The organism is Streptococcus cristatus, assembly GCF_001578775.1.
Lineage (GTDB): Bacteria > Bacillota > Bacilli > Lactobacillales > Streptococcaceae > Streptococcus > Streptococcus cristatus_A.
Genome location: NZ_KQ969062.1, coordinates 1,163,510 through 1,187,797 on the forward strand (window position 1 = coordinate 1,163,510; position 24,288 = coordinate 1,187,797).

General features: G+C 41.9%; 22 protein-coding genes and 1 pseudogene. All 23 read left to right on the forward strand.

The features are described from left to right. Positions 1-845 (forward strand): annotated as a pseudogene (locus SCRDD08_RS05850) (acetyl-CoA C-acetyltransferase); the annotation flags it as partial. A gap of 283 nt (positions 846-1,128) precedes the next feature. Beyond that, entirely contained in the window at positions 1,129-1,908 is a 780-nt protein-coding gene (locus SCRDD08_RS05855; protein WP_061422822.1) for an enoyl-CoA hydratase/isomerase family protein, read from the forward strand. 16 nt (positions 1,909-1,924) lie between these two features. Continuing rightward, positions 1,925-2,650, forward strand: coding sequence for a CoA transferase subunit A (locus SCRDD08_RS05860; protein ID WP_005590349.1), 726 nt, complete (start codon positions 1,925-1,927; stop codon positions 2,648-2,650). 1 nt (position 2,651) lies between these two features. After that, complete coding sequence (locus SCRDD08_RS05865; protein ID WP_061422823.1) at positions 2,652-3,305, forward strand: 3-oxoacid CoA-transferase subunit B; 654 nt, start codon at positions 2,652-2,654, stop codon at positions 3,303-3,305. A gap of 184 nt (positions 3,306-3,489) precedes the next feature. Then, positions 3,490-4,404: a LysR family transcriptional regulator gene (locus tag SCRDD08_RS05870; protein ID WP_196756173.1), complete on the forward strand. Its 915-nt coding sequence runs from the start codon at positions 3,490-3,492 to the stop codon at positions 4,402-4,404. A gap of 12 nt (positions 4,405-4,416) precedes the next feature. Continuing rightward, entirely contained in the window at positions 4,417-5,529 is a 1,113-nt protein-coding gene (locus tag SCRDD08_RS05875; protein WP_061422825.1) for an acyl-CoA dehydrogenase family protein, read from the forward strand. Between the two features lie 3 nt (positions 5,530-5,532). Next, positions 5,533-6,447: an MBL fold metallo-hydrolase gene (locus SCRDD08_RS05880; RefSeq protein ID WP_061422826.1), complete on the forward strand. Its 915-nt coding sequence runs from the start codon at positions 5,533-5,535 to the stop codon at positions 6,445-6,447. A gap of 105 nt (positions 6,448-6,552) precedes the next feature. Further along, positions 6,553-7,404, forward strand: a complete 852-nt coding sequence (ylqF, locus tag SCRDD08_RS05885; protein WP_061422827.1) for a ribosome biogenesis GTPase YlqF — start codon at positions 6,553-6,555, stop codon at positions 7,402-7,404. After that, positions 7,391-8,158, forward strand: coding sequence for a ribonuclease HII (locus SCRDD08_RS05890; RefSeq protein ID WP_061422828.1), 768 nt, complete (start codon positions 7,391-7,393; stop codon positions 8,156-8,158). The genes ylqF and SCRDD08_RS05890 overlap by 14 nt, the downstream gene beginning before the upstream one ends. Positions 8,159-8,186: 28 nt before the next feature. Next, positions 8,187-8,750, forward strand: a complete 564-nt coding sequence (locus SCRDD08_RS05895) for a sugar O-acetyltransferase (RefSeq protein ID WP_061422829.1) — start codon at positions 8,187-8,189, stop codon at positions 8,748-8,750. A 105-nt stretch (positions 8,751-8,855) separates the two neighbouring features. Further along, entirely contained in the window at positions 8,856-9,698 is an 843-nt protein-coding gene (gene dprA, locus SCRDD08_RS05900; protein WP_061422830.1) for a DNA-processing protein DprA, read from the forward strand. 84 nt (positions 9,699-9,782) lie between these two features. Then, entirely contained in the window at positions 9,783-11,876 is a 2,094-nt protein-coding gene (gene topA, locus SCRDD08_RS05905; RefSeq protein WP_155719765.1) for a type I DNA topoisomerase, read from the forward strand. A 41-nt stretch (positions 11,877-11,917) separates the two neighbouring features. After that, entirely contained in the window at positions 11,918-12,418 is a 501-nt protein-coding gene (locus SCRDD08_RS05910) for a hypothetical protein (RefSeq protein WP_061422832.1), read from the forward strand. Further along, positions 12,415-13,359 carry a hypothetical protein gene (locus tag SCRDD08_RS05915; protein ID WP_061422833.1) on the forward strand — a complete coding sequence of 315 codons (945 nt, stop codon included), beginning with the start codon at positions 12,415-12,417 and terminating at the stop codon, positions 13,357-13,359. The genes SCRDD08_RS05910 and SCRDD08_RS05915 overlap by 4 nt, the downstream gene beginning before the upstream one ends. Before the next feature lie 100 nt (positions 13,360-13,459). Next, on the forward strand, positions 13,460-14,794 hold the full coding sequence (gene trmFO, locus SCRDD08_RS05920) for a methylenetetrahydrofolate--tRNA-(uracil(54)-C(5))-methyltransferase (FADH(2)-oxidizing) TrmFO (protein ID WP_061422834.1): 1,335 nt from the start codon (positions 13,460-13,462) through the stop codon (positions 14,792-14,794). 115 nt (positions 14,795-14,909) lie between these two features. Next, positions 14,910-15,734, forward strand: coding sequence for an alpha/beta hydrolase (locus tag SCRDD08_RS05925; RefSeq protein WP_061422835.1), 825 nt, complete (start codon positions 14,910-14,912; stop codon positions 15,732-15,734). 26 nt (positions 15,735-15,760) lie between these two features. Further along, on the forward strand, positions 15,761-16,501 hold the full coding sequence (locus SCRDD08_RS05930) for an esterase family protein (protein ID WP_061422836.1): 741 nt from the start codon (positions 15,761-15,763) through the stop codon (positions 16,499-16,501). Positions 16,502-16,528: 27 nt separating this feature from the next. Beyond that, a complete protein-coding gene (locus tag SCRDD08_RS05935; protein WP_061422837.1) occupies positions 16,529-17,695 on the forward strand; it encodes an ATP-grasp domain-containing protein in 1,167 nt (388 codons plus the stop codon). A 391-nt stretch (positions 17,696-18,086) separates the two neighbouring features. Beyond that, positions 18,087-19,055 (forward strand): thiamine pyrophosphate-dependent dehydrogenase E1 component subunit alpha, encoded by a 969-nt coding sequence (locus tag SCRDD08_RS05940; protein ID WP_061422838.1) that lies wholly within the window; start codon positions 18,087-18,089, stop codon positions 19,053-19,055. Positions 19,056-19,074: 19 nt separating this feature from the next. Further along, on the forward strand, positions 19,075-20,067 hold the full coding sequence (locus SCRDD08_RS05945) for an alpha-ketoacid dehydrogenase subunit beta (RefSeq protein ID WP_061422839.1): 993 nt from the start codon (positions 19,075-19,077) through the stop codon (positions 20,065-20,067). A gap of 335 nt (positions 20,068-20,402) precedes the next feature. Beyond that, the gene (locus SCRDD08_RS05950; RefSeq protein WP_061422840.1) at positions 20,403-21,446 is read left to right on the forward strand and encodes a dihydrolipoamide acetyltransferase; all 1,044 of its coding nucleotides are present in this window, start codon (positions 20,403-20,405) and stop codon (positions 21,444-21,446) included. A 46-nt stretch (positions 21,447-21,492) separates the two neighbouring features. After that, the gene (lpdA, locus tag SCRDD08_RS05955) at positions 21,493-23,193 is read left to right on the forward strand and encodes a dihydrolipoyl dehydrogenase (RefSeq protein ID WP_061422841.1); all 1,701 of its coding nucleotides are present in this window, start codon (positions 21,493-21,495) and stop codon (positions 23,191-23,193) included. Positions 23,194-23,252: 59 nt separating this feature from the next. Further along, a complete protein-coding gene (locus SCRDD08_RS05960; protein ID WP_061422842.1) occupies positions 23,253-24,242 on the forward strand; it encodes a lipoate--protein ligase in 990 nt (329 codons plus the stop codon). Positions 24,243-24,288: the final 46 nt, after the last annotated feature.

Below are 24,288 nucleotides of genomic sequence, written 5' to 3' on the forward strand. Positions count from 1 at the left end.
GCTGGAGGGGCCGAAACATGAGCCAAGCTCCTTATGTCCTTCAAAACCAACGTTGGGGCGCCCGTATGGGAGATTCTCAAGTAGTAGACACTATGCTCCGCGATGGCTTGACAGATGCCTTTGAATCCTTCCATATGGGAATTACAGCTGAAAACGTTGCTGAACAATATGGTATTACACGTGAAGACCAAGATAACTTTGCTGTGCAATCTCAAAAACGTGCAGTTGCAGCGATCGAAGCTGGTCGTTTCAAAGAAGAAATTGTTCCTGTTGAAATTCCACAACGTAAAGGCGATCCTATCGTATTTGATACAGATGAATTTCCAAGAAAAGATGCTTCTCTTGAAGGATTGGGAAAATTGCGTCCAGTGTTCAAGAAGGATGGTACCGTAACTGCTGGTAATGCCTCAGGTATTAACGACGGTGCAGCAGCAGTTGTTGTTATGAGTGCTGATAAGGCTAAAGAATTGGGCGTTCCAGTTTTGGCAACGATCAAATCTTACGCCAGCGCTGGATTAGATCCAAAAGTTATGGGTTGTGGTCCGATTTACGCATCTCGCAAAGCCCTTGAAAAAGGCGGATTTACAGTGGAAGATTTAGATTTGGTTGAATCCAATGAAGCATTTGCAGCGCAAGCATGTGCCGTTGGTAAAGAACTGAATCTTGATCCTGAAAAAGTCAATGTAAATGGTGGTGCGATTGCTCTTGGTCATCCAATCGGTGCTTCAGGCTGCCGTATTTTGGTAACTCTTCTGTACGAAATGAAAAAACGTGACGTTAAACGTGGCCTTGCTACCCTATGTATTGGTGGCGGAATGGGTACAGCGGTCATCGTAGAACGCTAAAACCTAGTTCATTTTTGAAGTTTTCCATTTGCTTCTACTATATAAACAAGTCCTATTGATGAGCTGTTTTTTGCAAACAAGCCTTGATAGGACTTGTTTTATTTTTCGAAAAATTAATTTGAATATCAAAACAATAAGCTTAGCTTATTGATGTATAAATGATGATTAAGTAGACGAAGTGTGAGAAATGGTATATCATAAGAATGTAAGCTCTTACATTTGTAGTTTAAGTATTTGTTGACACCATACTTAGTCATTCAATTTTATAAGTAGGAGCATAAAAATGAGTAAAACTGTTTTATTAGAAGTTAAAAATGGGATTGGATATATCACTATCAACCGTCCTGAAGCTTTGAACGCCTTGAGTTCTCAAGTTTTGGCTGATTTGAATGAAGTTCTTGATCAAGTTGAGAAAAGCGAAGAAATTCGCGTTGTCATCGTAACTGGAGCAGGAGAAAAAGCATTTGTCGCCGGAGCAGACATCAAGGAAATGGATTTGATGTCACCTATTCAAGCCTTTGAATACATGACATTTGCAAATGATACATTTACTCGCCTTTCAGATTTACGCCAACCAACGATTGCAGTCCTCAATGGTTATGCACTCGGTGGTGGTATGGAGCTAGCACTTTCAACAGATATCCGTATTGGATTTGAAAAAACAGTGGTTGGCTTCCCAGAAGTTGGCTTGGGTATTATTCCAGGATTTGCCGGTACTCAGCGGATGTCTCGCTTGATTGGAACTAGCCGTGCCAAAGAGCTTATCTTCACTGCTCGTACAGTGAAAGGTCAAGAAGCCTATGACTTAGGCATTCTTAACAAACTGGTTCCTGCTGAAGAATTGATGTCTTCAGCTGAAGAATTAGCTGCAGCCATCATGAAGAATGCACCGTTAGCTGTTGAAAAAGCGAAACATGTCATTCAAGTTGGTGCGGAACTTCCTCTTAAAAATGCAATCCGTCTGGAAACAGAAGCAGAAGCCCTGCTCTTCTCTACAGAAGACAAACTAGAAGGAATGCGTGCTTTTGTTGAAAAACGCAAAGCTGTTTTCAATCGTAAGTAAAAGAGGAGGTATCAGCATGAAATCAGTTGTATCATTATCAGACGCTATTTCTAAGGTCAAATCGGGTGATATCGTTGGAATTTCTGGATTCCTCGGAGTCGGTGAACCTTTTGAATTGATTGAAGAATTAGTAAAACAAAACCAGCAAGACTTGACTTTGGTATCGGTGGTAACATCTCATCCTGGTAAAGAAGTTGGGGTTGGACGACTTTGTGAAAATCACCAAGTGAAAAAATATATTGCAGCCCACGTAGGAACATCTGCAGCAGCTCAACGTGAGTATTTTGAAAAGAAGATGGAAGTCGAATTTACACCGATGGGAACTGTTGTCGAGCGTCTCCATGCAGCTGGAGCTGGCTTAGGAGCTGTCTTGACTCCGACAGGAGTCGGAACAATCTTAGAAAAAGATTATGAAAAAGTAGAGCGTAATGGCCGTGAATACTTGGTCTATGATCCACTTAAAATTGATGTTGCCTTAATCAAAGCGACTAAAGCTGACAAATACGGCAACTTGTATATCGATGGCACTACGAAAAACATTTCCTTGCAATTAGCTCTCGCAGCAGATACTGTTATCGTTGAAGCGAATGAAATTGTTGAAGCTGGCGAAATTCATCCGAATGATATTTATATTCCGGGCATCCTTGTTGACTATGTCGTCCAAAGCTTGACTCCAGAAGAACACCATAAAATGATGGGTGATCTTTGGACAGAGACTAAAAAATTGGCGGGGGTGAACTAATATGAAAGCAAAAGAAATTATTGCAAGACGTGTTGCACAAGAATTTAAAGATGGAGATGTTGTCAATCTAGGATTTGGTATTCCAAACGCATCTGCTGACTATATTCCTGAGGGAGTAAATGTTATTCTTCAGGCTGAAAATGGAGCCCTTCGCTTTGGTGAAACACCAACGAAAGATACTTACAATCCAAACCTAGCAAACTCTGGTGGAGCGCCAATCACTCTCTTACCTGGAGCAGCATTATTTGACTTACAGACTTCCTTCGCTATCATCCGTGGTGGACACGTTGATGCGACCGTGCTAGGAGCTTTGGAAGTCAGTCAAGATGGCAGTATTGCTAACTGGATTATTCCAGGGAAGTTTGCCCCAGGAATGGGTGGAGCGATGGACTTGTTGGTTGGAGCGAAGCGTGTTATCGGTGCAATTCAGCATACTACTTCAGACGGTGAATCTAAACTCTTGCCAGAGTGTACTTTGCCACTTTCTGCCAAAGGAGTTCTTGATTTAGTCATTACAGAGTTGGCTGTCTTTGGTTTCCAAGATGGTAAGTTCCTCTTGAAAGAGCTTGCTCCCGGCGTTACCCTAGAGGAAGTTCTTGAGAAGACAGCAGGAGAAGTAATTGTTTCAGAAGACTTGAAAACGATGTCAATCTAATAAGGTTAGTAAGCAATTAATCTCCTCTTTCTATGAAAGTGTGTTACTATGTGTTTATAACAACTTGAGCGATGATTAGTTTTTAATCAGAATACTAGCAACTGGTCATCATGGTTTCGAGGGCCAGTTGCTGTTTTATTTATGGCAAATTACCTCGTGAAATTTGAAAGATGGGAGACGAAAAGTGGATATAATTCAAATGACTTACTTTATCAATATCGTCGAATGTGGATGCAATCTTTCTATCGCAGCTAAGAAAATTCATATCAGCCAGTCAGCCTTGAGTCAGTTTGTCACAAATTTTGAATCAACGGAAGGAGTCCAGCTCTTCAATCGCAGAAATGGAAGATTAGAGAGTCTGACGGAAGCTGGTGGTAAGATTTACCGCTTTGCCACAGAGATTGTCAATCGGCATGAAGAGATGCAGTCAATGATTCATATGGAAGCTCTTAAACAAAAAGGTACCTTTAACTTGGGCATTCCGTCATTGATTTTACGTGTATATTTTTCTAGTATTTTACCAAAATTTTTACAGGACAATCCGCAAGTCAACATTCAGGTTACTGAGGATGGAAGTAATGAATTACGTCAAAAGCTGGTTGCAGGGGATCTGAATTTTGCAGTATTAATCGAACCTACCAATCTGGATCCTAAAAAATATGAACAGTATATCATTCAAGTTGATGAATACGTGGCCTATATGGATAAGAATCATCCCTTGGCAAACAAAGAATTGTTGAAATGGAAAGATATCGCTCAGTACGGTTTAGCAACCTTTAATAAATCATTTACAACCTACGATTTAATCACTGAAAAATTAAAGAGTAAAAAGATAAAAGCAAATTTTGCCTATTTATCATCGACATGGGATTTCTTGATAGAGTCAACTTATCAAAACGATATGATTGCACTGTTACCTCGTCCTTTAGAGTATTTTGTCGATAAGAATAAATTCAAGGTTGTGCGCTTTAAGGACCCAGTGCCTTTCAATATTTGGTTCTGCCGGCCTTATAAAGCAAGCTACAATGAGGTAGAAGCATACGTATATGAAGAGCTTTTAAAAGGTTATTATCAGCCTCTTTCTGAGCCACATTCATAGGGGGGAGAATTGATGATGAAGTCCAGTACCAAAACAGCAGCATTGAGTTCATATGTACATACAGCTATTAGAGACTACATGAAAAATCATGATGAGTCAGTCGAATTTCCTCAGGAGATCTGGGAAGTAATGACGACGGATTTGGATATTTTTTCACCGATTTTGTCAGAAGATGATCAGGCTTTGGCTTCTGATTTTATCAGCTCTATTCGAATGATTTCGAATGAGTTTCCAGCTCTTTCAACTATATTGCTGACCCAAGGTTGTTATGGTGTTTATCCGATTTTGAAGTTTGGTACGGGGCAACAGAAAGAGCGTTATCTGGACAAGTTGGTAAAAGGAACTTGTAAAGCCGGTCTTGGGTTTTCTGAGTCCAAACATCTAAATAGTTTAGCAGATTTGGAGACCTATGCGATCAAGACAGAGACAGGTTGGCAACTTTCGGGAGAAAAAGCCAAAGTGTCAAATAGCAGCATTGCGGACATTCTCTTGGTCTTAGCTAAAGTAAAGGAGGATGGAAAGCCTGATTCTTACGGCTTCTTCATTGTGGAGACGACTGCTTCGGGTGTGCTCATTGGTGAGCAGATAGAAAAGCAAGGTTTACTAGGACTTCCACTAAGTTCTGTTACCTTAGATAATGTACACCTGCCGGAAACTGCCTTATTAGGCGGAGTCTTGGCTGGAAATGAGCAATTTAATGATATCATAAAGAATATGCAACTTGGCTTGAGTGCGGTTGCTTTAGGAGTTGCCGAAGGTGCTTTTCATAAGGGTCTTGAGTTTGCACGTGTAAAAAGAGGATTCGGCAAGCGACTGATGGATGTTGAGTTGCATCAGTACAAGTTCGCAGATCTGTACAATAAAATTTGTGCTGCAGATGCTTATTTCTCATCCTATCCTAATCAAATAGAAGAAGATTCCAAGTTTGTTGCACGGATAAAGCTATATATGACTAAGGTAGCGCTAGAGGTTACAGATGAAATTCTCCGTCTTATCGGGCCTCTACAAAAATTTGATCATGTGAATATCAAACGCTATTTTAAAGATGCTGAAATTATTGAGAATTATGGACGGTCAGGAAATTCGATCAGAAAAGAAATCGCAGAGAGATGGTTAAAGGAGTAAAAGATGACAGAACTCAAATTACAAGAGTATCAGTTTGGGGAAATGAAGCTGACTTGGTTGCGTGGAGCGGATAAGCTCACAGATGCAGGCACCTTGTTTGGCCCGGTACCAAAGGTTGTTTGGTCACGTTATTATCCAACAACAGAAGAAAATATGATGGCTGAACTGACAGATCCGATTTTGATTCAATACAAGGGGCAGAATTATTTAATTGATGCGAGTTTTGATACGGCTAAGCTGTCTGATAAACAACGCCGTAATCTCGGTATTCTTTCTGAGAGCCGCGTTGAAGAAAGCTTGGCACTTTTGGGATTAAAGCCAGAAGATATTTCCCATATTTTAATGACGCATATGCACCATGATCACTCTGGTGGTTTGACTAGACTAGATGAAAACAATCAGCTTGTTTCAAAATTCCCAAATGCAAAGATTTTTGTAAATGAGATGGAATGGTACGAAATGCGAAATCCCAACAGTCGGACAAAGGGAACTTATCTAAGGGAAAATTGGGAGCCAATCCAGGATCAGGTTGAAACTTTCACTGAATATCTAAACGTCATTCCAGAAATTCAAATGGTTCATACAGGCGGTCACAGTAATGGTCACAGCATCATCTTACTCAAACAGGGCGAGGAAACCATGATTCATATGGCTGATTTGGTGCTGACTCATGCTCATCGGAAACCCCTATGGGTTGCTGCGGTAGATGATTATCCAATGCGTTCAATCGTAGCTAAGGACAAATGGCTTAACGAAGCTTTTGAAAACCACTATAAGTTTTTCTTTTACCACGATCAATTTTTCGCAGTTGCTGAGTTTGACCAGACTGGCGAGGAGTTTGTTGATTATGTGACTAGGATTCGTGAACCGCGAGTTCCATTCACAGATAAGCAGGATCGTAAACCGTCATTTTTATAAGAATAGAGAATCGCTTCTGTCAGTTTGAGGGAGCGATTTTACTATTTTATTCTCTATTTTTTTGGTATAATGAGATACTAGAAGATTGTAAGAAAGAGGTTTTTAATGGCAACGATTCAATGGTTTCCGGGGCACATGTCCAAGGCTCGGAGACAGGTTCAAGAAAGTATTAAATTTGTAGATTTTGTGACGATTTTGGTGGATGCGAGATTGCCCTTGTCCAGTCAAAATCCCATGTTGACCAAAATTGTTGGGGACAAGCCCAAGTTATTGATTTTAAACAAGGCCGACCTAGCGGATCCAAACTTAACCAAGGAATGGCAAGCCTATTTTGAAGCTCAGGGCATCAAAACCTTGGCTATTAACTCTAAGGAGCAATCGGCAGTCAAAAAAGTGACCGAAGCAGCCAAGAAATTAATGGCTGCTAAACTAGCTCGCCAGCGGGAAAGAGGAATTCAAATCGAAACCTTGCGGACCATGATTATCGGGATTCCCAATGCTGGAAAGTCAACGCTGATGAACCGGCTGGCTGGTAAGAAAATTGCGATAGTTGGCAATAAACCAGGGGTAACCAAAGGGCAGCAATGGCTCAAGTCCAATAAGGATTTGGAAATTCTAGACACACCGGGGATTCTTTGGCCAAAATTTGAAGATGAAATGGTGGCTTTGAAGCTCGCTTTGACGGGTGCTATCAAGGACAATTTGCTGCCCATGGACGAAGTTACTATTTTTGGACTCAATTATTTCAAAGAGCATTATCCTAAGGCACTGCAGGAGCGCTTTAAGCAGCTGGATTTAGAGCTGGAAGCGCCAGACATGATTATGGATATGACGCAGAAACTGGGCTTTAGAGAGGACTATGATCGCTTTTACAGCCTCTTTGTCAAAGAAGTGCGTGATGGGCGCTTAGGTCGCTATACACTGGATACATTGGAGGAATTGGATGGCCACGATTAAGGAAATCCAAGAGCAACTGGCTCAAGTTTCTGACTTGCAGGATCCGCTTTTTCGAGAATTGAAGCAGGATGAGCGGAGCGGTGTTCAAAAACTCTTACTCAAGCGCCAAAAAGAAATCCAAGCAGAGCTAGACGAAGATTTACGCCTAGAGTACATGCTGCGCTATGAAAAAGAACTTTACAGTCAAGGATTCCAAGCCCTTGCTGGCATTGATGAAGTCGGACGAGGCCCCTTAGCTGGGCCAGTAGTCGCGGCAGCAGTCATTCTGCCTCCTAACTGCAAAATCAAAGGGCTGAATGACAGTAAAAAGATTCCCAAGAAAAAGCACGAGGAAATTTATCAAGCAGTGCTAGATCAGGCTTTATCCGTTGGCTTGGGCATTATGGACAATCAAATGATTGACCGAATCAATATCTATGAAGCGACCAAGCTAGCTATGACAGAAGCGGTAGCTCAGCTCAAGATAAATCCGGATTACCTCTTAATCGATGCTATGAAGTTAGACTTGCCCTTGCCCCAGCAGTCCATTATTAAGGGCGATGCCAATTCTCTATCCATCGCTGCGGCTTCTATCGTAGCCAAGGTGACGAGGGACAAGATGATGGCAGATTTTGATCAGGTTTATCCAGGCTATGACTTTGCCCAAAATGCCGGCTATGGCACCAAGCTGCATCTGGAAGGCTTAGAAAAATACGGTGTCACACCGATTCACCGTAGAAGCTTTGAACCGATCAAATCCATGATAAATTTATAAGAAATCCTAATCTTTTGAGGAGACAAGTATGACTAGTGAATACCAAAAAATGATTGCAGGAGAGAACTACAGCTCTCAAGATCCTGAATTGAGAGCATTGGCTACTCGCTCGAGAGATTTTCAGTATCGTTTTAACCAAGAACGAGATGTTGAAAAACGCAGCGCTATCGCCAAGGAGTGGTTCGGCAGTACAGGGGAGAATCTGTGGTTGCATCCAGATTTAGTCTGTGATTACGGAGTTAACATTCACTTGGGGGAGAATTTTTATTCCAACTGGAATTTGACCATGCTGGATGTCTGTCCTATTACCATTGGAAAGAATGCCATGCTGGGTCCTAATTGCCAGTTTTTGACGCCGCTGCATCCGCTTGATCCAGTGGAAAGAAATTCCGGTATTGAATACGGGGCGCCGATTAAGATTGGCGACAATTTCTGGGCTGGTGGTGGTGTAACCATTCTGCCAGGCGTGACGCTAGGAAATAATGTCGTAGTTGGAGCTGGTGCAGTGGTGACCAAATCATTCGGCGATAATGTAGTCCTAGCCGGCAATCCTGCTAAGATTATTAAGGAAATTCCTGTTCATAAAGAATAGAAGAACTCAACCATTTTCTCAAGCATTAATCGAATAAGAAAGAAGGAACTGTATTGCAGTTCTTTTTTTGAACTTTTTTACGAATAAGAAAGTGAGGTGATAAAAATGAATAATTTTGAAATTTATAAAATGAAAAAAGCTGGCTTAACCAATCAACAGGTCTTAAATATCTTGAGATATGCAGAAAATAAAGAGGGAGAGCTATCTTTGCGAGATAAGGCCGTCGTCTCTGAGTGCCGCAATCCCGCACTCTTTATGGAAAAGTACAAGCGACTTAATTTACCAGCTTTGAAAGAAGAGTTTGAACGATTTCTGTCCTTTTCAATCTTGGATGATGTGTATCCTTGGGACTTATGTGAAATTTACGATGCACCGACTTTGCTATTTTATCAAGGAAATTTAAATTTGCTAGAAATGCCTAAGATAGCGGTTGTTGGCAGTCGAGACAGCAGTAAGCAGGGCAATGCTGCTGTGCAGAAAATCATCAAGGAGTTGAATAATGAACTGGTTATCGTCAGCGGACTGGCACGCGGAATTGATACCGTGGCCCACATGGCTGCCCTGCAAAATGGTGGCCAAACTATTGCTGTCATTGGGACGGGGTTAGATGTTTTCTATCCCAAGGCCAATCAAAAGCTGCAGGCTTATATTGGCAAAAATCATTTATTGCTGACGGAGTATGGGCCAGGTGAGCAACCTTTGAAATTCCATTTTCCAGAGCGAAATCGCATCATCGCTGGTCTCTGTCGAGGAGTCATCGTGGCGGAAGCCAAGATGCGCTCAGGCAGCCTGATTACCTGTGAGCGGGCAATGGAAGAGGGGCGGGATGTCTTTGCTATTCCGGGGTCAATTTTAGATGGAAAATCTGACGGTTGTCATCATTTGATTCAAGAGGGTGCAAAGTGCATCACATCAGGCTCTGACGTCTTATCTGAGTTCCAATTCTAAAACAAGTTTTCCTATAGAGAATGTTGTGAGTTGACATCTATCAAAAAATAGTTTACACTCTATGAGATTTATTTCTTATAGAAGGTGTCTAATTTGGTAACAAAAACAAAGAAAAAGTCTACGACCAAGAAAAATCTTGTCATCGTAGAGTCGCCTGCCAAGGCAAAAACAATAGAAAAATATCTGGGACGAAACTACAAGGTTCTAGCCAGTGTCGGGCATATTCGTGACCTGAAAAAGTCCACTATGTCCATCGATTTTGAGAACAACTACGAGCCACAATACATTAATATTCGTGGTAAAGGTCCTTTGATTAATGACTTAAAAAAGGAAGCGAAGAAAGCTAAGCAAGTCTTTCTGGCAAGTGACCCGGACCGCGAAGGAGAAGCTATTTCTTGGCATTTGGCCCACATTCTCAATCTAGATGAGAAAGAGAAAAACCGTGTCGTCTTCAATGAAATCACCAAGGATGCGGTCAGGAATGCTTTTAAAGAGCCGCGTCAGATTGATATGGATTTGGTCAATGCGCAGCAGGCTCGCCGAGTTCTAGATCGCTTGGTTGGTTACTCTATTTCCCCTATTCTTTGGAAGAAAGTCAAAAAAGGCCTGTCAGCTGGTCGGGTGCAGTCCGTTGCTCTCAAGCTGATTATTGACCGTGAAAATGAAATCAATGCCTTTAAACCAGAAGAATACTGGACAATTGACGGAACCTTCAAGAAAGGGACTCGTCAGTTTCAAGCCAGCTTTTACGGCATGAACGGCAAGAAGATGAAGCTGACTAATAACGAAGATGTCAAAGAAGTTCTGTCTCATCTTAAGGGAGATGACTTTACAGTCGACAGTGTTGAAAAGAAAGAGCGTCGACGCAATGCTCCACTGCCCTACACGACTTCCTCTATGCAGCAGGATGCTGCTAATAAGATTAATTTCCGGACTCGTAAGACCATGATGGTAGCTCAGCAGCTCTATGAGGGTATTAATATCGGCTCTGGCGTGCAAGGTCTGATTACGTATATGCGTACCGACTCGACTCGGATCAGCCCAGTAGCTCAGAATGAAGCAGCTAGCTTTATTACAGATAAATTTGGTGCTAAATATTCTAAACATGGCAGTAAGGTGAAAAATGCTTCGGGTGCCCAAGATGCCCATGAGGCCATTCGCCCTTCCAGTGTCTTCAATACACCAGAAAGCATTGCAAAATATCTGGATAAGGATCAGCTTAAGCTCTATACGCTAATCTGGAATCGCTTTGTAGCCAGCCAAATGACAGCAGCAGTCTTTGACACCATGAATGTCAAATTAGAGCAAAACGGTGTCCAATTTGCCGCCAATGGTAGTCAGGTCAAGTTTGATGGATATTTGGCTATCTATAATGACTCTGACAAGAATAAAATGCTGCCGGATATGGAAAAGGGTGATACCGTCAAGCGTGTCAATACCAATCCAGAACAGCACTTTACCCAGCCGCCAGCTCGCTATTCTGAAGCAACGCTCATTAAGACTTTGGAAGAAAATGGCGTTGGTCGTCCATCTACCTATGCACCGACCATTGAAACCATTCAGAAACGCTACTATGTTAAATTGGTTTCCAAGCGCTTTGAACCGACAGAATTGGGTGAAATAGTCAATGCGCTGATTGTCGAATTCTTCCCAGGGATCGTAAATGTGAAATTTACAGCCGAAATGGAAGCAAAACTGGATGATGTAGAAGTTGGAAAAGAACAGTGGCAGAAGATTATTGACGAATTTTACAAACCTTTTGAAAAGGAAGTAGCTAAAGCTGAGTCTGAAATGGAAAAAATCCAAATCAAGGATGAGCCAGCCGGTTTTGATTGTGAGGTTTGTGGCAGTCCAATGGTCATCAAGTTGGGTCGATTTGGCAAGTTCTATGCCTGCAGCAATTTCCCAGACTGTCGTCACACTCAGGCTATCGTCAAGGAAATCGGCGTGACCTGCCCACAGTGTCAGAAAGGTCAAGTTATCGAGCGTAAGACCAAGCGAAATCGCATTTTCTATGGCTGTGATCGTTATCCAGACTGTGATTTCACATCTTGGGACAAGCCGGTCGGACGTAACTGTCCAAAATGCGACCACTATCTAGTTGAAAAGAAAGTTCGTGGTGGCGGCAAGCAAGTGATCTGCAGTAATGGAGACTATCAAGAGGAAAAAGTGAAATAAGTTGTATTGTTCAATCTATTTAAAAAAATAAGGAACAGGCTATGACAGATAAATTTGCAGAGTTTCTTAAAATCGCGTCTCAACTGAACAAGATGGGAATCGTTCCATTGCTAATGGGCTCTTTGGGGCTGGAACAGGTTACTGGTCAGGACTGGCAAGCGCGTGATATCGACATTCATGTTCATGGTGATGAGCGTGGCTGGGAAGCGCCAGATGAAGAGCGTATTTACGATATGGATAAGATTGAACCCATGATGGGGTGTCTAGGTTATCGTTTAGTCGATCTGCACGAGCATGAATTTCAAAAGGAAGATTTGTCTATTGAATTTGGAGTCATGGAAACGCTAGAGGCATTTTCAGGTGTACCAATAGCTGAACTAACTCAAAAAGAGGTTGATGGTATTGAGTTTTTACTGCCGACTGCGGAGCAATTTTTAGCAATCTACCGTGCCTCTTCCCAAGATTCTTATCGAAATGAAAATAACAATCATAAGGATTTTGCTAAGATTGCTTATTTAGAGGAGATGTTAAAAGCAAAGTGATTAAGAAAATAATTAGTGTGCTGTTTTCTATTCTCGCATTATTTATTTTGTCAGCATGCAACAACAGAGTAAATCGTGATTTAGCTAATACAGCAATATCCAATATTCGTTCCGTAGTAGAAGCTGCAGGGTTAGAAGCAGAAGGATACTCGACAGCTGATACCTTTGGTTATCAGGGATCTCCAATTTACATTAAAGGAACGAAACAATTTGTTGATGTCTATGTGGATTTTGAAAAAGATTATGTTGAGAGCACTCCAGTCCTTAAATACAATCCGAGGCTTAAAGAAGTTGAAAAGAAAAAATTCTTTGGTTTTTCCAAGAAAACAGTCTACCGTTTAGAAATGGAGTATGTTTCTGAAGATGACAATTATGATAGACTTGATGAAGCTTACAATAAGTTACTTCAAAGTGGTAGCTTGACTTCAACATATTTAAGCGATGATGCGATTAGGAAACTTTATATTAAAAACTCAGTTGAATTGGACTACTTTAACTCGATTTATTCTTTGGTTCCGAAAGAAGAATATAGTGGCAATCCTAAAGCACGTCTTGAAGAGAGAGAAAAAAGAGAGACAATTTTGAAGACGGATGTAGAAGAACTAATTCCGTTAATCGAGGATTTAGACCCAAGTGGAGTCAATAATCTCGATGAAGAAACGTTTGTTCGAAATCAAGATATACTCTTAAAAAGAGTTGTTGATAATCGTTCGACCTTTAGTATCCACATACACACTGATATAGAACAGGTACGAAAACAAAATCTCCAAGTAACTAATGAAAATATTGACAATTGGACAGACTCTGATTTCCAATATTTACTTGCTCAAATAGTTGAAATTGAAAAACTACCTAGGAATACAGAAGTAGGATTTGGTATAAGTTACGAAGACAATAGTCATCTGTATGCTTATAAGACATTCAGTTTTAATAAAGAATAATTTTGGAAAGACTTTCAGGAATCCTCCTGTCTGTCTTTTTTACTATCTTTTTGTTATAATGGTCAGAGTGAAAATTTAGAAATATCCAAGGGAGAGTATCATGTCATCATCCTATATCATTGTTATCGGTGCTGGTCTTGCTGGCAGCGAAGCGGCTTACCAGATCGCTAAGCGTGGAATTCCCGTCAAACTTTATGAAATGCGAGGTGTCAAGTCGACACCTCAACACAAAACTTCGAACTTTGCAGAACTGGTCTGCTCTAACTCCCTGCGAGGAGATGCCTTGACCAATGCAGTCGGCCTACTCAAAGAAGAAATGCGGCGGCTGGACTCGATCATTTTAAGAGCTGCAGAAGCGACTCGGGTACCGGCTGGTGGCGCTCTAGCGGTTGATAGAGAAGGCTTCTCGCAGATGGTGACGGAGCAAGTGACCAATCATCCATTGATTGAAGTTATTCGTGAGGAAATCACTGAAATTCCAGAGGATGCCATCACAGTCATTGCGACGGGACCCCTGACCAGCGATGCTTTGGCCGAAAAAATCCACGCGCTCAATGGCGGCGACGGCTTTTATTTCTACGATGCAGCAGCGCCTATTATCGATGTCAATACCATCGATATGACTAAGGTCTATCTCAAATCTCGTTATGACAAAGGCGAGGCTGCCTATCTCAACGCTCCCATGACCAAACAAGAATTTATGGATTTCCATGAGGCTTTGGTCAATGCCGAAGAAGCACCGCTCAATTCCTTTGAGAAGGAAAAATACTTTGAAGGCTGCATGCCTATTGAAGTTATGGCCAAACGTGGCATTAAAACCATGCTTTATGGACCGATGAAGCCGGTTGGCTTGGAATACCCAGATGACTACCAAGGCCCTCGCGACAGAGACTTTAAGATGCCATACGCTGTGGTGCAGCTTCGTCAGGACAATGCAGCGGGCAGTCTTTACAATATTGTCGGTTTCCAAACTCATCTCAAATGGGGCGAGCAAAAACGAGTCTTTCAGATGATTCCAGGTCTTGAGAATGCAGAATTTGTCCGCTATGGTGTCATGCACCGTAACTCCTATATGGACTCTCCAAATCTGCTGGAACAGACTTTCCGCTCTAAGAAACAGCCAAATCTTTTCTTTGCAGGTCAAATGACAGGCGTTGAAGGCTATGTTGAGTCAGCGGCTTCTGGTCTAGTTGCTGGTATCAATGCCGCTCGACTCTTCAATGGAGAAGAAGCACTTGTTTTTCCAGAAACAACGGCTATCGGCAGTCTGCCACATTATATCACTCACGCTGATAGCAAGCACTTCCAACCGATGAATGTCAATTTCGGTATTATCAAAGAGCTAGATGGCCCTCGGATTCGTGATAAGAAAGAGCGCTATGAGAAGATCGCTGAGCGTGCCTTGCAGGATTTACAGCCTTATTTGGATAAATAATCTATTTTCTATCATTATCTAATAAAAATCAATAAAAAGTTAGGAATTTCCTAACTTTTTTGCTTAATTTGTGATATAATAAATAAAAATTTTGAAAATAGAAAGTTTTCTGAAAATGAATAAATCCTATTTCTATCTTGATATGAAAACCCATGAGTTGGTGGTTCCTTACACCAAGCAAAAGCGGCGCGTTCGAGTGCTGCTTCCTAAAAACTATGAAGAAGATACTGAAAAGACCTATCCTGTCGTTTATTTTCACGATGGCCAAAATGTCCTTTACAGCAAGGAGTCTTTCAGTGGGCATTCTTGGAAAGTGATTCCAACAATCAAGCGCAATCCCGATATTGAAAAAATGGTAGTCGTGGCCATTGACAATGATGGGCCGCGTCGGATGAATGAATATTCAGCTTGGAAGTTCCAAGAATCCAATATTCCTGGCATGCAATTTGGTGGTAAGGGCACAGAGTACGCTGAGTTCGTCATGGATGTCGTCAAACCTTTCATCGACGAAAACTATCGGACTAAAGCTGACCGCCAGCATACAGCTATGATTGGTTCTTCATTGGGTGGTAATATTACCCAGTTTATCGGGATTGAATATCAGGATCAGGTCGGCTGTCTAGGTGTTTTTTCATCGGCCAACTGGCTCCACCAAGAAGCTTTTGACCGCTACATAGAGCGTCAGAAGTTACATCCAGACCAGCGAGTTTTCATCTATGTTGGCACGGAGGAAGCTGATGATACAGATAAGACCCTCATGGCAGGCAATATCAAACAAGCCTATATTGATTCTTCACTCAGTTATTACCGTCAGCTGATTGCTGCTGGTGTGGGGCTGGACAATTTGCACATTAAAATCCAGTCAGGAGCGATTCACAATGAAGTGGATTGGGCGGAAAATCTACCTGACTGTTTCCGCTTTATCAGTGAAAAGTGGTAGGAAAAGAAGCTAAAAGGAGAAAACAAATGCATGTAGAATTTTTAAGTCATTGGAGCGGTCATCTGAACCGTGAAATGTATGTCAATCGTTACGGTCATGCTGGTATTCCAGTGGTAGTATTTGCCTCGTCAGGCGGTTCTCACAATGAATATGCTGATTTCGGCATGATTGAATCCTGCTCTTGGTTCATCGAGACAGGGAAGGTGCAATTTTTTACCTTGAGTAGCGTCGATAGCGAAAGCTGGCTGGCAGACTGGAAACATCCCCATGACCGCGCTGAGATGCACCGTGCTTATGAGCGTTATGTTATTGAAGAGGCGATTCCTTTTATCAAACACAAGACGGGCTGGTTTGATCCAATGATGACGACAGGTTGCTCTATGGGCGCTTATCATGCTGTCAATTTCTTCCTCCAACATCCAGATGTTTTCAATAAAGTAATCGCCCTCAGTGGTGTCTACGATGCACGTTTCTTTGTCGGTAACAATTTGAACGACGAAGCCATTTATCAAAACTCACCAGCTGACTATATTTGGAACCAAAATGATGGTTGGTTTATTGACCGCTATCGGCAGGCTGATATTATTGTTTGTACCGGTTTGGGCGACTGGGAGCAGGATGGCCTTCCTTCATTTTACACACTGAAAGAAGCCTGCGAGCACAAAAATATTCCAGCTTGGTTTGCTGAATGGGGTCACGATGTGTCTCATGATTGGATTTGGTGGCGCAAGCAGATGCCTTATTTCTTGAGCCAGTTAAATCTCTAAAATGTTAAGTAGAAAGGAAGTTTTACTATGAATTATATTGTTATTTCACCTTATTATCCAGAAAATTTCCAGCAGTTTACGATTGAGCTGGCTAACAAAGGTATTACGGTGCTTGGTATCGGACAGGAGCCTTATGAACAGTTAGGACCAGGTCTCCAGAACGCTTTGACAGAGTATTTCCGTGTTGACAATTTGGAAAATCTGGATGAAGTTAAACGAGCGGTAGCATTCCTTTTCTACAAACATGGACCGATTGACCGCATTGAATCCCATAATGAATACTGGCTGGAGCAAGATGCCCAGTTACGGGAACAATTTAACGTTTTTGGAGCCAAGCCGGATGACCTGAAAAAGACCAAGTTCAAGTCTGAAATGAAGAAACTCTTCCAGAAAGCTGGTGTGCCAGTCGTTCCAGGTCAGGTTGTCAAAAAACTATCGGATGTGGAACAGGCAGTCAAAAAAATCGGCCTTCCTCTGATTGCTAAACCAGACAACGGGGTAGGAGCTGCAGCCACATTTAAGATTGAAACAGCTGCGGATGTTGAACATTTTAAGGCTGAGTGGGATCAGGAGACCGTCTATTTCTTTGAAAAATTTGTGACTTCTAGTGAGATCTGCACATTTGATGGACTGATTGATTCCGAGGGGAATATTGTCTTTTCAACAACTTTTGATTACGCCTACACACCGCTAGACCTCATGCTTTATAAAATGGATAATTCTTACTATGTCCTCAAGGAGATGGATCCAAAACTTCGTGCTTATGGAGAAGCCATCGTCCAAGCATTTGGCATGAAAGAGCGCTTTTTCCATATCGAATTTTTCCGCAAAGACGATGATTACATAGCTATCGAATACAATAATCGTCCAGCAGGTGGTTTTACCATCGATGTTTATAATTACGCTCATTCGATTGATCTCTATCGTGGATACGCGAATATTGTTGCGGGTGAGTCCTTCCCTGAGTCGGACATGGAGCCGTTATTCTGCTTGGCAACGTCTCGTCGCGCAAGCTCACATTATGCCTATTCAGAGGCAGAGTTGGTAGAGAAATATCGAGATAACTTTAAAGTCAAAAAAGACATGCCAGCGGCCTTTGCTGAGTTGCAAGGAGACTACCTCTACATGCTGACCACTCCAAGTCGGGAGCAGATGGAAGAGATGATTGCGGACTTTGGAAAGAAAGCAGAATAATTTTTTATAGCAAATAGTTCTCTTACAGCGGTGAACATCTAGTCAGCATATTTAATAGTGTTGCGGAAATAGAATGATAAGATAGTTTTGAATCTATTGAACCATTCAAAAAATCTAAGAATGATAGTTTGTGAAATATTTATTTTTGATTTATCAATCAGCGTATCCATGCGATATGCTGATTTTTCTTTGTGAAAAAATTTGAGCAAAAACTTTGACAGTGCTTTCAATATTCGCTAGAATAGAAGAGAAATAAATAATGCTTATACCCTGTATCATTCGGAATGATAGGACAGTTAGAGCGCTTGGAATATTCATGTGTCCTAGTACAACTTAAACAGTTGCAGCTGCCTGTACACACGATTGAATGGGGTTTTAGAAAGGCACAGAAATGGCAACTTTAGATAAATCTCTCTTATTAGAGATGTTTCGTAAGATGGAAGAAATCCGTCGTATGGACTTAAAAATTGCACAACTTGTAAAAAAAGGGAAAGTTCCAGGCATGACTCACTTTTCAGTGGGTGAGGAAGCGGCCAACGTTGGTGCAATGTTAGCTTTGAATCCGGATGATTTAATCACTTCTAATCACCGTGGACATGGTCAAGCCATTGCCAAAGGCATTGACCTAAATGGTATGATGGCCGAGATCCTTGGTAAGTACAATGGTACTTGTAAAGGGAAAGGCGGCTCTATGCATATTGCCGATCTGGATGCTGGAAACCTTGGTGCTAATGGTATCGTAGGTGGCGGTATGGGAATCGCTGTTGGTGCGGCTCTTACTCAGCAAATGCAGAAGACAGGCAAGATTGTTGTCTGCTTCTTTGGTGACGGTGCGACCAACGAAGGTGTTTTCCACGAAGCAGTGAACATGGCTTCTATCTGGAATCTGCCAGTTATTTTCTACTGCATCAATAATGGCTATGGAATCTCTGCGGATATCAAGAAAATGACCAATGTAAAACATATCCATCAACGTAGCGCTGCATATGGAATACCAGGCATGTTCATCGAAGATGGAAATAATGTTCTGGATGTCTATAAAGGCTTCCAAAAGGCTGTCGAGCATGTTCGCAGTGGTAAAGGACCAGTCTTGATCGAAAGTGTAACCTATCGTTGGTTAGGACATTCATCTTCTGATCCGGGTAAATACCGTACTCGTGAAGAAGTGGAAGAATGGAAGAAGAAAGATCCAATCGAAAATCTTCGCAACCACTTGCTAGAAAATGACATTGCAAGCGCGGAGGAGCTAGAAGCTATTCAAACTAGTGTCAAAGAAGCGGTAGAAGCATCTGTCAAGTTTGCAGAAGAAAGCCCATTCCCACCGCTTGAATCTGCTTTTGAAGATATTTACGCAGACTAAAGAGAGGAGAAAAAAGAAAATGGAAACTAAAACAATGTCATTTCGTGACACCATTATCCTCGCTATGTCTGAGGAAATGCGTCGCGATAAAAATGTACTCTTGATGGGAGAGGATGTCGGAGTTTTCGGTGGAGATTTCGGAACATCTGTTGGTATGCTGGAAGAATTTGGACCTGAGCGTGTACGCGACTGTCCGATTTCAGAAGCAGCGATTTCTGGAGCAGCAGCAGGGGCTGCCATGACAGGTCTTCGTCCCATTGTTGATATGACCTTCATGGACTTCGCTGTAATTGCTATGGATAATATCGTCAACCAAGCGGCTAAAACACGTTATATGTTTGGTGGTAAAGGGCAAGTTCCAATGACCATTCGTTGTGCAGCTGGTAATGGAGTAGGTTCTGCAGCGCAGCACTCACAATCTCTAGAGTCTTGGTTTACCCACATTCCAGGCCTCAAGGTAGTAGCACCAGGTACGCCTGCTGATATGAAAGGCCTCCTCAAGGCTTCTATCCGCGATAACAACCCTGTTATCATTCTTGAATACAAGTCAGAATTTAACCAAAAAGGGGAAGTGCCAGTCGATCCTGAGTATGTTATTCCGCTTGGCGTTGGTGAAATCAAAAAAGAAGGTACTGATGTAACAGTTGTTACTTACGGAAAAATGCTGCGCCGTGTCATGCAGGCGGCTGAAGAATTGGCAGAAGAAGGTATCTCTGTAGAAGTCGTTGACCCACGTACATTGGTGCCACTTGATAAAGAAATTATCATCAACTCTGTTAAAAAGACTGGTAAGGTTGTTCTCGTCAACGATGCCCACAAAACAAGTGGTTATATCGGAGAGATTTCAGCGATTATTTCTGAATCAGAAGCTTTTGATTATCTAGATGCACCAATACGCCGTTGTGCTGGAGAAGATGTACCAATGCCTTATGCACAAAACCTTGAAAATGCAATGATTCCGACTGTTGAAAGCATCAAAGACGCTATTCGGAAGACATATCATAAAGAATAAGGTATAATAAAGAAAAGGCTTTCTCATGGATTAGATTACATAGATTATTTTATGTAATCTAATCTTGTGTAGAGGTCCTAATAAGTACTTTTAATATTTATATTTAGTGTGGGCAAAAGCTCAGAAAAAGATAAATCTCTTTGGCCTCATTGAAGCCTAAATTGATTTCCTATTTTTCAATCGCTTTTAACGCCCTTTGTATCATGTGATTGAATTCGGACGGAGGTCTGCGAAAAAAAGATAGATTTCCTTGTGTTCATCGAACACATCGTCAATCTCCTATTTTTTCCTTGCCTTTTTCGTCCTTAATATCTTAGTATAGAATTGGAGAGGTCATGGCTGATGATAAGCTAAGAGCGACTCCTGCGGCTAGAAAGTTAGCGGATGATTTAGGGATCAACCTCTACGACGTTTCTGGCTCAGGTGCAAACGGTCGTGTCCACAAAGAAGACGTGGAAACTTATAAAGACACAAACGTGGTTCGCATTTCGCCACTTGCAAAACGAATTGCCCTCGAACATAACATTGCTTGGCAGGAAATCCAAGGAACGGGTCATCGTGGTAAAATTATGAAGAAGGACGTTTTGGCCTTACTTCCTGAAAATATCGAAAACGACACCATTAAGTCTCCTGCTCAGATCGAAAAAGTGGAAGAAGTTCCAGACAATATCACTCCTTATGGTGAGATTGAGCGTATTCCAATGACACCAATGCGTAAGGTTATCGCCCAACGTATGGTTGAATCCTACTTAACTGCGCCGACCTTCACGCTCAACTACGATGTGGATATGTCAGAAATGCTGGCGCTTCGTAAGAAGGTTCTTGATCCAATCATGGAAGCAACTGGTAAGAAAGTCACGGTTACAGACCTTCTTTCTCTCGCTGTTGTGAAGACCTTAATGAAACACCCATACATCAACGCTTCATTGACTGAAGATAGCAAGACCATTATCACTCACAACTATGTCAACCTTGCTATGGCTGTGGGAATGGATAATGGCTTGATGACACCTGTTGTTTACAATGCTGAAAAAATGAGCTTGTCAGAGTTGGTTGTAGCCTTTAAAGATGTGATTGGACGTACCTTGGATGGCAAATTGTCTCCAAGTGAACTACAAAACTCAACCTTCACAATTAGTAACTTGGGAATGTTTGGCGTTCAGTCCTTTGGTCCTATTATTAACCAACCAAACTCAGCTATCCTCGGGGTTAGCTCAACAGTTGAGAAACCTGTAGTTGTCAATGGTGAGATTGTCATTCGCCCTATCATGAGCCTAGGATTAACCATTGACCACCGTGTCGTAGATGGTATGGCTGGTGCTAAGTTTATGAAAGACTTGAAAGCCTTAATTGAGAACCCAATCTCAATGTTGGTTTAAATAATACAGTATTTATTTTTAGAGATATAGATAAAGGAAGTAAGACATGGCCTTAGAAGTAATTATGCCAAAAGCCGGCGTGGATATGACAGAAGGACAAATCGTCCAATGGAATAAAAAAGTCGGAGAATTTGTAAAAGAAGGAGAAATCCTTTTGGAAATCATGACTGACAAAGTCAGCATGGAATTGGAAGCCGAAGAAGATGGCTACTTGATTGCCATCCTCAAAGGAGATGGTGAAACTGTTCCTGTAACGGAAGTCATCGGTTACCTTGGTGAAGAAGGGGAAAATATCCCAACGGCTGGAGCAGCACCAGAAGCTAGTCCAGCGCCTGCAGTTAGTGCCTCAAACGACGACGGTAAGAGTGATGATGCCTTTGATATCGTTGTGATTGGTGGTGGTCCTGCTGGTTATGTGGCAGCCATTAAAGCAGCCCAACTCGGTGGTAAGGTTGCCCTTGTTGAAAAATCAGAACTCGGTGGAACCTGCTTGAACCGTGGCTGTATCCCAACTAAGACCTACCTTCACAACGCTGAAATCATCGAAAACATCGGTCATGCTGCTAACCGTGGTATCGTGATCGAAAATCCTAACTTCACTGTTGATATGGACAAACTTTTAGAAACTAAATCTAAAGTTGTCAATACCTTGGTAGGTGGTGTTGCAGGACTCCTTCGTAGCTACGGAGTTACTGTTCATAAGGGTGTTGGTACCATAACTAAAGACAAGAATGTCTTGGTAAATGGCTCAGAATTGCTTGAAACCAAGAAAATCATCCTTGCTGGTGGTTCAAAAGTCAGCAAGATCAACGTTCCTGGTATGGAATCTCCACTTGTGATGACCAGCGATGATATTCTGGAAATGAACGAAGTACCAGAAAGCCTTGTTATCATCGGTGGTGGGGTTGTCGGTATCGAACTTGGTCAAGCCTTCATGACATTTGGTTCAAAAGTAACCGTTATCGAAATGATGGACCGTATCGTTCCAGCTATGGATGCGGAAGTATCTAAGAATCTTCGCTTGATTTTGGAACGCAAAGGCATGACTATCTTGACAGGTACAAAACTCCAAGAAATCATCGAGGAAAATGGTCAACTTCGTATCAAGGTTGAAGGAAAAGACGATATCATCGCAAGAAAAGCTCTTCTTTCAATCGGTCGTGTCCCAGATCTTGAAGGAATTGGCGATGTTGAATTTGAATTGGATCGTGGACGTATCAAAGTCAATGAATACATGGAAACTTCTGTTCCAGGTATCTATGCACCAGGTGACATCAACGGTACTAAGATGTTAGCCCACGCAGCCTTCCGTATGGGTGAAGTTGCCGCTGAAAATGCCCTTAAAGGAAATCATGCTGTTGCCAAACTGAACTTGACTCCTGCAGCTATCTACACTCTTCCTGAAGTAGCAGCAGTAGGTCTGACTGAGGAACAAGCACGTGAGAAATACGATGTAGCCATCGGTAAATTCAACTTTGCTGCTAACGGTCGTGCCATTGCATCTGATGCTGCTCAAGGTTTCGTAAAAGTTATCGCCGATAAGAAATACGGAGAAATCCTTGGTGTGCACATCATTGGTCCTGCAGCTGCAGAATTGATCAACGAAGCGTCAAGCATTATCGAAATGGAAATCACTGTTGAAGAAATGCTGAAGACTATCCACGGTCATCCAACCTACTCTGAAGTGATGTACGAAGCATTTGCAGATGTACTAGGAATGGCCATCCATTCACCTAAGAAAAAATAAATCGAAGATAGTTCAGACTGGAAAGGTATTTTCCAGTCTCTATCGTATAAAGGGATATCATGAAATATATTATCAATCATTCAAACGACACTGCCTTTAATATCGCCTTGGAAGAATATGCCTTTAAACACCTTTTGGATGAGGATCAAATCTTCCTGCTTTGGATCAATAAACCATCTATCATTGTCGGGCGTCACCAGAATACTATTGAAGAAATCAACCGTGATTATGTTCGAGAAAATGGGATTGAGGTTGTTCGCCGTATCAGTGGTGGGGGAGCTGTTTACCACGATCTTAACAACCTCAACTACACAATTATCTCAAAAGAGGATGAGAACAAGGCCTTTGACTTCAAGAGCTTCTCAACTCCCGTTATCAATACCTTGGCTCAACTCGGTGTTAAAGCTGAGTTCACAGGCCGTAACGACCTTGAGATTGATGGCAAGAAATTCTGTGGAAATGCCCAAGCTTATATCAATGGCCGTATCATGCACCACGGTTGCTTGCTCTTTGACGTTGATTTGTCAGTCCTTGCTAACGCCCTCAAGGTTTCAAAAGACAAATTTGAATCAAAAGGTGTGAAATCCGTCCGTGCCCGTGTAACCAATATTGTCAATGAATTACCAGAAAAAATTACAGTTGAAGAATTCCGTGATTTGCTATTGGAATACATGAAAAAAGAATATCCAGAGATGACTGAATACGTCTTCTCAGAGGAAGAATTGGCGGAAATTAACCGCATCAAGGATACCAAGTTTGGTACTTGGGACTGGAACTACGGTAAATCACCTGAATTTAACATCCGTCGAGGAACAAAATTCACTAGCGGTAAGGTTGAAGTTTTTGCCAACGTCATTGAATCAAAAATCCAAGATATCAAAATCTATGGTGACTTCTTTGGTATTGAGGACGTTGCAGCTGTAGAAGATGTCCTTCGTGGAGTAAAATATGAACGTGAAGATGTCCTCAAAGCACTGGAAACAATTGACATTACACGCTACTTTGCTGGCATTAGCCGTGAAGAAATCGCTGAAGCAGTAGTGGGATAAAGACATGAGAGATTCGCTTTTGCGGATCTCTTTTTTGAACTCATTT